This window comes from Solimonas aquatica, from assembly GCF_900111015.1.
GTDB classification, from domain to species: Bacteria; Pseudomonadota; Gammaproteobacteria; order Nevskiales; family Nevskiaceae; genus Solimonas; species Solimonas aquatica.
Window position 1 is genome coordinate 96,719 of record NZ_FOFS01000010.1, and the last position, 12,218, is coordinate 108,936.

General features: G+C 66.7%; 8 protein-coding genes. 1 reads left to right on the top strand and 7 read right to left on the bottom strand.

The genetic code is table 11. The annotated features are described in order from the left end of the window. Window positions 1-595: 595 nt before the first annotated feature. The 4 genes from BMY12_RS13230 to BMY12_RS13245 form a co-directional block, all read right to left on the bottom strand. The gene (locus BMY12_RS13230) at window positions 596-3,706 is read right to left on the bottom strand and encodes an efflux RND transporter permease subunit (protein WP_093287037.1); all 3,111 of its coding nucleotides are present in this window, start codon (window positions 3,704-3,706) and stop codon (window positions 596-598) included. A gap of 3 nt (window positions 3,707-3,709) precedes the next feature. After that, window positions 3,710-4,612, bottom strand: a complete 903-nt coding sequence (locus tag BMY12_RS13235) for an efflux RND transporter periplasmic adaptor subunit (protein ID WP_093287040.1) — start codon at window positions 4,610-4,612, stop codon at window positions 3,710-3,712. Between the two features lie 10 nt (window positions 4,613-4,622). Beyond that, the gene (locus BMY12_RS13240; protein ID WP_093287043.1) at window positions 4,623-5,891 is read right to left on the bottom strand and encodes a TolC family protein; all 1,269 of its coding nucleotides are present in this window, start codon (window positions 5,889-5,891) and stop codon (window positions 4,623-4,625) included. Between the two features lie 63 nt (window positions 5,892-5,954). Next, window positions 5,955-6,350 carry a hypothetical protein gene (locus tag BMY12_RS13245; protein WP_093287045.1) on the bottom strand — a complete coding sequence of 132 codons (396 nt, stop codon included), beginning with the start codon at window positions 6,348-6,350 and terminating at the stop codon, window positions 5,955-5,957. 64 nt (window positions 6,351-6,414) lie between these two features. On the opposite strand from BMY12_RS13245, the gene BMY12_RS13250 reads away from it, so the two are divergent. Continuing rightward, complete coding sequence (locus BMY12_RS13250) at window positions 6,415-8,157, top strand: DUF885 domain-containing protein (RefSeq protein WP_093287048.1); 1,743 nt, start codon at window positions 6,415-6,417, stop codon at window positions 8,155-8,157. A 71-nt stretch (window positions 8,158-8,228) separates the two neighbouring features. Here BMY12_RS13250 and BMY12_RS13255 read toward each other — a convergent pair whose 3' ends face one another. The 3 genes from BMY12_RS13255 to nifD form a co-directional block, all read right to left on the bottom strand. After that, window positions 8,229-8,972 carry a YkgJ family cysteine cluster protein gene (locus BMY12_RS13255; RefSeq protein ID WP_093287050.1) on the bottom strand — a complete coding sequence of 248 codons (744 nt, stop codon included), beginning with the start codon at window positions 8,970-8,972 and terminating at the stop codon, window positions 8,229-8,231. 90 nt (window positions 8,973-9,062) lie between these two features. Continuing rightward, window positions 9,063-10,622: a nitrogenase molybdenum-iron protein subunit beta gene (gene nifK, locus BMY12_RS13260; RefSeq protein WP_093287053.1), complete on the bottom strand. Its 1,560-nt coding sequence runs from the start codon at window positions 10,620-10,622 to the stop codon at window positions 9,063-9,065. Window positions 10,623-10,711: 89 nt separating this feature from the next. Continuing rightward, window positions 10,712-12,172: a nitrogenase molybdenum-iron protein alpha chain gene (gene nifD, locus BMY12_RS13265; protein ID WP_093287055.1), complete on the bottom strand. Its 1,461-nt coding sequence runs from the start codon at window positions 12,170-12,172 to the stop codon at window positions 10,712-10,714. Window positions 12,173-12,218 lie beyond the last annotated feature (46 nt).

The window sequence follows — 12,218 nt, forward strand, 5'->3', positions numbered from 1 at the left end:
CGCATCCGTCGCCGCTGTCGCGGCGGCGGAAGCCTGCGCTGCTCGCGTGCTCGGGGCCGTTGCAGACGCGCCATCCCTGGCGCGGCTGCAACTGAATCGAACTTCCTGTTCGATTCTCCCACTGCGCTCGCTGCGCTGCTCGGTGCGAGGCAAAGGGGGGGCAAGTCAAAAGCAACAGCGCAGCAACGCTCATCGCGCGAACCTGCTTTGCTGTGGCTTTTGACTTTGGGGTCCCCGTCTCTGGCGCTGAGCTGTGCGGCGAGCGCAGGGGAGAGCCGGACATGGAAGTCCGGCTCAGTTGCAGCCACGCCAGGATGGCGTGTCTGCAACGGCCCCGAGCACGTTGCACAGCGAAGGCACCGGCGAAGCCGGCGCCAGAGCCGGGGTGTGCTTTCTCTTGCTTACTTCTCTTTGCACAAGCAAAGAGAGCAGAAGCGACCTACGGGGGAGCTTCTGCGGCCGCCGCCGAAGGGCGGTGGAAGAAGGCAATAGATCGAGAGACCAAGCTGGCCAAAAAACAGCCAAGCCCTGGCGGGTTACGGCGCTCTCGCGCCCAACCCGCCCTACGGTTTGGCTGCTCGCTGCGGCTGAAGCTTCAGCTGCGTGCGTCGCGTCGGTGGGCCAGCGCAAACAGCACCGGCATCACCAGCAGGCTCAGGATCGTCGCCGAGATGATGCCGCCGATCACCACCGTCGCCAGCGGCCGCTGCACCTCCGCACCGGTGCCGGTGTTGAGTGCCATCGGCAGAAAGCCCAGCGAGGCTACCAGGCCGATCATCAGGATCGGACGCAGGCGCGTCATCGCGCCCTCGATGATCGCCTCCTGCAACGGACGGTTCTGCGCGAGCAGTTCACGGAACATCGACACCATCACCACACCCGTGAGCACCGCCACGCCCGAAAGCGTGATGAAACCCACGCCGGCACTGATCGACAGCGGAATGCCACGCAGCCACAGCGCCAGGATGCCGCCGGTGAGCGCCAGCGGCACGCCGGAGAACACCAGCAATGCGTCCTTGACGCTGGAGAAGCTCAAGTACAGCAGGCCGAAAATCATCAGCAGCGAAATCGGCACCACCACACTCAGGCGTTGTGCCGCCGAGGCCAGCTGCTCGAAGGTGCCGCCCCAGCTCAGGTAGTAACCCGCCGGCAGATGCACGCCCGCATCCACCGCCGCCTGCGCCTCCTGCACGAAGCCGGCGAGATCGCGGCCGCGGACATTGGCAGTGACCACCACGCGGCGCTTGCCGTTTTCACGCGAGATCTGGTTCGGCCCCAGGCGCCGCTGAATGTCCGCGACCTGTGCAAGCGGCACGTAGGCATCCGGCGTGAGCAGCGGCAGACGCGCCAGCGCAGAAGGATCGTCACGCAAATCTTCCGGCAGCCGCACCACCACGTCGTAGCGCGCATCGCCTTCAAAGATCTGCCCGGCATGGCTGCCGCCGATGGCCGTGGAAACCAGCTGCTGCACATCGGCCACGCGCAGACCGTAACGCGCCAGCTGCTCGCGCCGCGGTTCCACCGACAGCATCGGCAGACCGCTGACCTGCTCGACCTTGACGTCGGCGGCACCGGGAATCTTCTCGATGCGCCGGGCGATGCGGTTCGCCGTGCGCTCCAGGGTTTCCAGATCGTCGCCAAAGACCTTGATCGCCAGGTCCGAACGCACGCCCGAGATCAGCTCGTTGAAGCGCATCTGGATCGGCTGCGTGAAGCTGTAGGCGGCGCCGGGCACGGCCTCGACCACCGCCGAGAGCTCTTCGATCAGCTGCGCCTTGGGCTTGTGCGGATCGGGCCAGTCGCTGCGCTCCTTGAGCATCACGAAGGTATCGGTCTCGCCCGGTGACATCGGGTCGGTGGCGGCTTCATTGGTGCCGGTGCGCGCGAACACGGTCTTCACCTCCGGCACTTTCAGCAGCTCGGTATTGACCAGCTTCTGCGTGCGCAAGGCCTGCTCGATGCCGATGCCGGCGGCCCGCGTGGGCTGGATGATCACATCGCCTTCGTCGAGATTGGGAATGAACTCCGCACCCAGGCGCGTGATCAGCCAGCCACAGAGCAGCACCAGCAGCACGGCGCCGGTCAGCACCGTCCTGCTCTGGCGCAGCGCGCCATCGAGCAGCGGCGCGTAGACACGCTTGGCCTGACGCACGATGAAGTTGTCCTCGTGCGAGATCGGACCGCGCAGCAGGACCGCCACCAGCGCCGGCACCATGGTCACCGACAGCAGCAGCGCCGCGAGCAGGGCCATCACCACGGTGATGGCCATGGGATGGAACATCTTTCCTTCCACACCGCTCAGGGCGAAGATCGGCAGGTTCACCAGCACCACCACCAGCACCGACACCAGGCTGGGCATGAACACTTCCGAGGACGCCTCGTGCACCACCGCCAGACGATGCGTGAGCGACAGCGGCCCGCCGTGCTCATGCTGGGCCTGGCCCAGGCGCAGGATGCAGTTCTCGACGATGATCACCGAGCCATCGACGATGAGACCGAAGTCCAGCGCGCCCAGGCTCATCAGATTGCCGCTGACATTGCCGGCCACCATGCCGGTGAAGGTCATCAGCAGCGACAAGGGAATCACCAGCGCAGTGAGCAGGGCCGCGCGCAGGTTGCCCAGCATCAGGAACAGCACCACGATCACCAGCAGCGCGCCTTCGATCAGGTTCTTCTGCACGGTGGCCACGGTCTTGGCCACCAGCTCGCTGCGGTTGTAGACGGTGATCGCTTCCACACCGGCCGGCAGACGCTTGCGGATTTCCTCCAGGCGCTGCGCCACCGCCTCCGAGACCCGGCGGCTGTTCTCGCCGATCAGCATGAAGGTGGTGGACAGCACGGTTTCCTCGGTGCCCAGCTGCGCGGCACCGGTGCGCAGCGGCGCGCCGATGCGCACCTCGGCGACATCGGCCACCGTCACCGGCACGCCGTCGCGACTGGCCACCACCAGACGGCGGATGTCCTCCACGCCGCGCAGCTCGCCGGGCGTGCGCACCAGAAGCTGCTCGCCGTTGCGCTCGATGTAGCCGGCACCGCGGCTGCCGTTGCCGGCGACCAGGGCATCGGCCAGATCGGCCAGGCCCAGGCGCTGCGCAAGCAGGCGCGCCGGGTCCGGCAGCACATGGAACTGCTTGACGCGGCCGCCGATGGTGTCCACCTCGGTGACGCCCGGGGTCTGGCGCAGCTGCGGGCGGATGATCCAGTCCTGGATCGAACGCAGCGCGGTGGCATCGTAGGGCGAGCCGTCAGGCTGCCGGGCTTTGGCATCGGCGCGCAGCGCGTACATGAAGATCTCGCCCAGGCCGGTGGCCACCGGCCCGAGATTGATCTCCACATCCGGCGGCAGATTGCCGCGCACTTCCAGCAGGCGCTCATTGACCAGCTGGCGCGCGCGATACAGATCGGTGCCGTCCTCGAACACGGCGGTGATCTGCGCCAGACCATACTTGGAGATCGAGCGCGTGCGGCTGAGGTTCTGCATGCCGCCCAGCGCGGTTTCGATGGGAAAGGTCACGCGCCGCTCGGTTTCCAGCGGCGAATAACCCGGCGCGCGCGCCGCGATCATCACCTGCACATTGGTGATGTCGGGCACCGCATCGACGGTGAGTCGCTGATAGGCAAAGACGCCGACGACGGCCAGACCCAGGGAGAATGTCAGCATCAGCCAGCGCCGCGTGACGGCGAGGTGCAGCAGGGAGCGGATCATGGTTCACTCCTCCCGGCTCAGCCATTCGCTCTTGAGCAGATAGCTGTTGGCCACCACCACGTTCTCGCCGGCCTTCAAGCCTTCCAGCACCTCGGCATTGCGCCGGTCCTGACGGCCCAGACGCAGGGCGCGCGCGGCAAAGCCCTTGTCACTGCGCACGAAGACATGCGGCTGGCCGTCGATGTCCTGCAGCGCGCTCTGCGGCACGCTCACCGCCGCGCTGTGCTGCGCCACCACGATATCGGCGGCGACGAACTGTCCCGGTCGCCAGCGGCCATCGGCATTGTCCAGCGTGGCGCGCACCCGCACGCGACGCGCGGCGCTGTCGGCATCCGGCGCCACGTATTCGATGCTCGCGCTCTGCGCCTCCGCCTCACGCTCGGCACGCACCTCCACGCGCTGGTTCGGGCTCACGCGCGCCGCGTCGGCGGGAAACACCGAGAGCTGCGCCCAGACCCGCGACAGATCGGCGATCACGAACAGGTTCTGCTCGCTCATCGCCTCGCCGGGATTGACGTGCCGTTCGAGCACGCGGCCGGCAATCGGCGCGCTGATGCGGTACGGCACCAGGCTGTCATTGGATTCCACCACCACCAGGGTATCGCCGGCGCGCACGCTGTCGCCGACTTTCTTCAGCACCTCGCGGGCAATGCCCGGATAGCGGGCGCTGATGCGGCGCAGGCGATCATCGGTGGCGCTGATCTCGCCGTAGACGGTGAGCGTCTCGGCGATCTCGGCGGGTGCGGCGGCGGCGAGGCGCACGCCGGCTTCGCGCTGCTGGGTGTCGCTGAGCTGCAATAGCGAAGCCGCGGGCGCAGCTGCGGCGGGCGCGGCGGCAGGTTTCGGGGCATCGCCGCAGGCGGCGAGGCTCAGGGTGCACAGCAAGAGGAAAAATTGACGGTTCATGGCAGGGCCTTTACGGGGCTGCGGCGGCCGGGGCCAGCGCGGTCATGCGCTCCACGGCAGCGAGATAACGGTGATAGTCGGCGGCGTTGGCAATCAGCTCGCGTTCCAGTTCCAGGCGCGTGCGCTGGGCATCGATCAGGTCCAGCTGCGAGTAGCGGCCATTGGCATAGCCGCGCCGCGTCAGCGTCAGGGCCTCCTCGGCCTGCGGCAGCAGCGTGGTCTGCAGACTCTCGACCACGGTGCGCGCGTGCCTGAGCTCCTGCAGCATGTCGTAGAGCACCACCTCGCTCCTGACCTGCGCGGCCTGCTGCTCGGTGTCGACGCGCTCGCGCAGGGCGCGCGCTTCGGCAATCGCGCCCTGGTTGCGGTTGGCGAAGGGCAGCGGCATCAGCAGCGAGGCCACCATCGCCACATCGCCGGCGCTGTCGGTGCGGCGCAGGCCGGCGCTGAGCACCGGATCGCCGTGCGCCTTGGCCTGCGCCAGCCGCAGGTCCGCCTCGCGCAGACGCCGCTCCAGATCGAAGCGCGCGAAATCCGGACTGCGCCGCAGCCGTGCCAGCAGCTCGCTGTAGTCCGGCACCTCGGGCAGTTCCAGCAGCTGCGCCTGCGCGGCTTCGAACTGCGCCTCGCTGCGGCCCCATTGTTCGGACAGCTTGCGGCGCAGCGTGCTGAGCAGATGCTCCTGGTGCTCGCGTTCCAGCAGCGCGCGTTCCTGGGCGATCTGCGCGCGGTTGATCTCCAGGCTGGAGGCCGCACCCACCGCCACGCGGCGGCGGGCGGCGGCCAGGCTCTGCTGGGCATAGTCCACGCCGCGCTCGGCCAGACGCAGCTGCTGCTGGGTTTCCACCACATCGATGAAGCGCCGCGTGGTCTCGGCCAGCACCTCGAGCTGGGCGAGGCTTTGCTCGGCATCGAGCCGGTCCAGCAGGCGCTGGCTCTGGTTCAGACGCGCATCGCGCTTGCCGCCGATCTCGATGGCCTGGCTCAGGCGCAGGGTGATCTCGCGCGCGGCGCCGCTGCCGGCGAAGTTGTCGAACTCCAGGCCCAGTTCCGGATTGGGCCGCAGTCCGGCCTGGGTCTGGCGGCCCTGCAGGGCCTGACGGTCATAGCCGAACTTGGCGAGTTCGGGATTGAAACGCAGCGCCAGCTGCGCGGCAGCCGGCAGCGAGAGCTGCGCGGGTTCCGGCGGCGCCTCGGCCGGCGGCTGGGCGTACAACAAGGTTTGGCAGGCCAGCGCCAGCAGCGCCAGGCTGCGACCTGCCTTCGAGAGGGACGACATGAACGACGCTCCACTGATAAAAGCGTGACCGGACACCGGCCTTCAGCGGCCGGCACGGGCGTGTTAACGCATTATCAGGGCAGGCGGACCGCAGCCGGGCGGCAGCCGGGTACAGCTGCGGCGCGCGGGCGGCGCGCGCAGCTCGCGCGGCATCGGCACGCCCCGCAGGGGCAGGCCGAGCAGCAGCAGCAACACCAGGCCGCAGGCCAGCGCCGGCAGAATCGGCAGCTGCAGGGCAAAACCGTCGTCGCCGGTGAGGCTGACATCGGCAAAGTGCTGCGCCTCGTCCTGCGGCGCGGCGGCGTCGGCCAGGTGGGCGGTGTGCAGGTCCCGCTGCTGGGCCTGCGGCGGACACACCGGCTGGTGCCAGTGCAGATCGACCAGGCGCACGAACAGCAAGCTGCCGATCAGGAAGATCAGCAGGCTGTGGTGGTAGAACCGGATCGAGGCCGATGACATACCCGACTAGTATAGGAGTTCAGCTTAGGGAGAGCTTATGGGCCGCTTGGGGAAATGTATCGGAATGTTGCTGGCCGGCGCCATGCTGCTGCCGACCCTGCCGGCCCGCAGCCAGGACGGCGCGGCGGCGCGCTTTGCCGAACAGTTCGGCGAGGCGTTCCTGGATCACTACTGGGCGCTGCATGGCGAGGCCGCGGTCGCCGCCGGCTACTACCGCTATGCCACGCAGCTGCCGGCGCCCGATGCCGACTACCGTCGCCGCCTGGATGCGTTCCTGCGCGAGAACCTCGCGGCCCTGGACGCGATTCCCGCGGCGGAGCTGGGTCCGGCGCTGCGCAGCGATCAGGCGGTGCTGCGCAATCAGCTGCGCCTGGAGCTGTGGCAGCTGCACGAGCTGCGCGACTGGCAGTGGCAGCCTTCGCAGTACAACATCGCCGACGCCTTCGCCCTGCTGCTCGACACGCCGTATGCGGATGAGGACATCCGCCTGCGCGAGGTGTCGCTGCGTCTGGCGCAGGTGCCGGCTTACTACGCGGCCGCGCAGCAGGCCCTGCAGAACCCCAGCCGCGTGCATACCGAGCTGGCCATCCAGCAAAACCAGGGCAGCCTGGATGTGTTCGGCGACGGCCTGCTGGCTCGCGTGGCCCAGTCCGGGCTGGACGCCCACGAGCAGCAGCTTTTCGCGCAGCGTCTGCGCGCCGCGCGCGGCGCCATCGAAGCCTATGTCCGCTTTCTGCGCGCACTGCAGCCGAAACTGAAAACCGGCGGCGCGGCGCATGACTTCCGCATCGGCGCCGCGCTCTACGAGCAAGGCTTTGCCTATCAGGTGCAGACCGGCATGAGCCCGGCGGCCCTGCACGCGCGCGCCGAGCAGGAATGGCAACAGGTGCACGCGCGCATGCAGCAGCTCAGCGCTCAGCTGTGGCCGAAATACTTTCCCGGCGAGGCGATGCCGCAGGGCCTCAAGGCGGTGGCGCGCATGATCGCGCGGCTCTCCGAGCAGCACGCCGCGCCCGCCGAGTTCTATCCGCAGATCCAGGCGCTGATTCCGCGTCTGGAAGCCTGGGTCACGCAACAGGACCTGCTGACGCTGGACCCCAGCCGTCCCTTGCAGATCCGCGTGATGCCCGCCTATCAGCGTGGCTATTCCATGGCCTCGCTGGCCGCGCCGGGGCCTTACGACCCCACCGCCAGAACCTGGTACAACGTCGCCGCCCTGGACGATTACAGCCCGGCGCAGGCCGAGAGTTTCCTGCGCGAATACAACCGCTGGCTGATGCAGATTCTCAGCATCCACGAGGCGGTGCCCGGCCACTATGTGCAGCTGATCTACGCCAACAAATCGCCCAGCCTGATCAAATCGCTGTTCAGCAACAACGCCATGGTCGAAGGCTGGGCGGTGTACGCCGAGCGCATGATGCTGGAGAGCGGCTGGGGCGGCGGCGAGCCGGAGATGGAACTGATGTATGACAAATGGCGCCTGCGCGTGATCGGCAACACGCTGCTGGACTATGGCGTGCATGTGCAGAACATGAGCGAAACGCAGGCCCTGCGCCTGCTGCGTGACGAAGCGTTTCAGGATGAAACCGAAGCACGCGGCAAGTGGCGGCGCGCGCAGATACTGGGGGTGCAGCTGAGTTTCTACTACGCCGGCTTCTCCGCGATCTACGATTATCGCGAGCACCTCAAGCAGGAGCTGGGCGAACGCTTCGACCTCAAGCGTTTCCACGAAAGCTTTCTCTCCTATGGCAGCGCGCCGGTGGCGCTGATCACCCAGCTCATGCAGCCGCAGGACGCCGCGCGCTGAGCGCGCCCGCGCCTCGAACCGCCGCGCGGCACCGGGGCGCCCCGCCCTGACGGGCGCCTGCCGGGTGGCGCTCAGTTCCTGGCGCCCTGCAAGGCGTCATACGCCTGTGCCAGCTCCGCTTCCGGCAGCTCCGGCAGCTTCGCCGCGAGCAGCACCTCCTCGCCCGCCAGCCAGGCGCAAAGCGCGTCTTCATGCTCCAGGGCGATGCGCAGGGCCTGATGAAACTCGTACAGGCCCCAGGCCAGACCGGCTTCGCGCAGCGCCGCCTGCAGCGCGTTCTGCACCAGGCTGCGCAGCCGCTGATGACCGACGCTGTACGGCACCTGCTCCACGCGTCCGGCGGCGGCCTGGGCGCAGGCGCGTGCATCGTGCGAGGCATGGCCACGGCAGGCCAGCGGGCGCACCGCGTAGATCACGCACACGCCCTGCACGACGAAGGCGCAGCCCTGCCGCAGCGCCACGCGCTGCGGCTCCGACAAGCCGCGCACCTTCGCCTCCACCTCGCGCAAGCGGCCGAGCAGATCGATGCCGCGCTGCCGCAGCCCCGGCTGCACCGCGCGCAGGAATTGCGCGGCCAGCAGCACTTCCGGCGCACTGGCGGCGACCCGCAGGCTGCAGCAGGCCGCACAGCCGCGATCACAGGCCAGCGGCGGCTCGTCCTCACACTGCGCCTCGACGTTGCGCGTGAAACTCTCGAAGCCCAGATTCAGCAAGGCCCCGGGCAAGGCCGGTCCGCGCGGGCCGCGCAGCTGGCGCGCGAACGCCTGCTGCAGCATCTGATAGAAACCGCGCGCATCCAGCGCCGTGTCCGTCATACCTGTTCCCCAGCAGCCCCTTCCATAAAAAAAGCGCCCCACCGACACCAGGCCGGCAGGGCGCACTCGGGAGCTAGACCGTCAGACTCTTCAGCGGATGATGTCGAAGGAGTAATCGGTCTTGGACGGCACGTTGGTGTTGGCGTCCAGGGTTTCGAAGAACTCATCGAGCAGAGTCACCAGCACGCGCATGCCGCCTTCGTAACCCCAGGTGGGGAAGCGGTGGTAGTGGTGGCGGTCGAAGATCGGGAACACCAGGCGCACCAGCGGTGTGCCGGTGTCGCGTTCCAGATACTTGCCGTAGGTGTTGCCGATCACGAAATCCACCGGATCGGTGAACAGCAGCGAGCGCAGGTGCCAGAGATCGCGCTTCGGATACACCTTGCCGTTCTGGCCGTAGGGCGAGGCCGCGAGCAGGGCCTTGACCTTGTCCGCCCAGTCCTCGCCGCCATTGGTGGCCAGCACATGCACCGGCTCGGCGCCCAGCTCCAGCAGGAACTGCGTGTAGCCGATCAGCTGATCGGGATCGCCGTAGAGCGCGAAGCGCTTGCCGTGCAGATGCGCCTGGCTGTCGGCCATGGCATCGACCAGCAGGCCGCGCTCCAGCTCCAGCTGCGCGGGCACCGGCTTGCCGCTCAGACGCGACAGCGCCATCACCAGCTGGTCGGTGCCGGCCACGCCCACCGGGGCGTTGAGCACCACCACCTCGTGACCTTTTTCATGCAGGTACTTGGTGGTCTTCTCGCAGCAGTATTCCTGGAAGACGATGGTGGCCTTGGCGTGCAGCGCGCGCTCGACCTCGGCCTTGGTGGTGCCGCCCTGATACATGCGGAACTCGCCGTCGGTGGGCGTGCTCCAGGCGCCGGAAGGATCGCAGAGCACCGTGTAATCGATCTCGAAGAGATCGAAGATGCGCTTGATCTCCTTCATGTTGCCGACCACGAAGCCGTCGAAGCCGCCGATGAAGTTGATCGAGTCATTGGGCACGCGCACCAGCGGCTCGGCGGTCTTGGACTTGCCGTCCCAGAAGTGCTTGAGCACGCCCAGGATCGCGTTGTCGTAGCCAGTGATGTGGCTGCCGACGAAGGCCGGGGTGTGCGCGAAGGGCACGTCGAAATCGGCCGGCACGCTGCCCTTCTGCTTGGCGTTCTTGATGAACGCGTCGAGGTCGTCGCCGATCACTTCCGCCATGCAGGTGGTGGAGACCGCGATCATCTCCGGCTTGTACAGGTTGTAGCTGTTGGCCAGGCCGTCGATCATGTTGTTGAGGCCGCCGAACACCGCCGCGTCCTCGGTCATCGAGGAGCTGACGCAGGAGGTCGGTTCCTTGAAGTGGCGCGAGAAGTGGCTGCGGTAGTAGGCCACGCAACCCTGCGAGCCGTGCACGAAGCTCAAGGTCTTGTGGAAGCCGTTGGCGACGTACACCGCGCCCAGCGGCTGGCAGGCCTTGGCCGGATTCACGGTCAGCGCCTCGCGGGCGAAGTTCTTTTCCTGATACTCCTTGGTCTTGGTCCAGTCGCGGACTTCATCGACCTTGGCATCGCTATGCTTGTTCTCGAACTGCGCGCGCTTGCTCGCGAAGATCTGCTGGTATTCCGGTTCGCGGAACAGCAGCTCGTGGTCGAGAACCTTTTCTGCACTCTGTGGCATTGCTTTTACTCCGTGAGATTTGAGACCTGGGGCGTGAGCGCTGAGGCGTGAGGCGCGAAACGAGCGCCGCACGCCTCACGTTCAGCACCTCATGCAGCGGCCTTCCAGGGCGCCTTGGTCAGGGACCAGATCGGCGAGCTGATCGCCATGTCCATGTCGCGGGCGAAGATGGCGAAGCCGTCGTAACCGTGATACGGGCCGGAATAGTCCCAGCTGTGCATCTGACGGAAGGGCACGCCCATCTTCTGGAACACGTACTTTTCCTTGATGCCGGAGCCGACCAGATCCGGCTTGACCTTTTCCACGAACTGCTCGAACTCGTAGCCGGTCACGTCGTCATAGATCAGCGTGCCGTCCTTGATGTAATGCGTGGTGCGCTGGTAGTCGTCGTTGTGGGCGAACTCGTAACCGGTGCCCACCACTTCCATGCCCAGGTCCTCGTAGGCGCCGATCACGTGGCGCGGACGCAGGCCGCCGACGAACAGCATCACCTTCTTGCCGGCCAGGCGCGGCTTGTACTTGGCGATCACCGCCTCCATCAGCGGCTTGTACTTGGCGATCACCGCCTCGGTCTTGGCCTTGATGCTGTCATCGAAATGCGCCGCGATCTCGCGCAGGCTCTTCTCGATCTGCGTGGGGCCGAAGAAGTTGTATTCCACCCAGGGAATTCCGTACTTCTCCTCCATGTGGCGGCTGATGTAGTTCATCGAGCGGTAGCAGTGCAGCAGATTCAGCTTGGCCTTGGGCGTGTTCTCCAGCTCGGCGATGGTGCCGTCGCCCGACCACTGCGCGATGACGCGCAGGCCCATCTCTTCCAGCAGGATGCGCGAGGACCAGGCATCGCCGCCGATGTTGTAGTCGCCGATGATGGCCACGTCATAAGGCGTGGCTTCGAATTCCGGTGCCTTCTGGGTCTTGCCTTCGAACACCCAGTCGCGGATCGCGTCATTGGCCAGATGGTGGCCCAGGGACTGCGAGACCCCGCGGAAGCCTTCGCAGCGCACCGGCACGATGGTGTGGCCGCCCAGCTCCTTGCTCTTGCGCTTGGACACCGCCTCGATGTCATCGCCGATCAGGCCGATGGGGCATTCGCTCTGGATCGAGATGCCCTTGTTGAGCGGGAACAGCGCCTGGATCTCGTCGATGATCTTGTCCAGCTTCTTGTCGCCACCGAAGACGATGTCCTTCTCCTGGAAGTCGGAGGTGAACTGCATCGTCACGAAGGTGTCGATGCCGGTGGTGCCGATGTAGTAGTTGCGGCGCGAGGACCAGCTGTACTGGCCGCAGCCCACCGGACCATGGCTGATGTGCACCATATCCTTGATCGGGCCCCAGACCACGCCCTTGGAACCGGCGTAGGCACAGCCACGGATCGTCATCACGCCCGGCAGCGACTTGATGTTGGACTTCACCCCGCAATCCGGCTTGCCGGACTCGTAGGTGCCCAGGTGCTTGACGCGCTTCTTGGCCATCTTTTCCGGATAGGCCTTCAGCACTTCCTCGATCAGTGCCTTGTTGGCAGCTTTCTGTTCTTCAACGGTGACGCTCATTGCGCTCTCCAAATTTCACTGCGGTTCGTAGGGTGGGTTAGGCCAT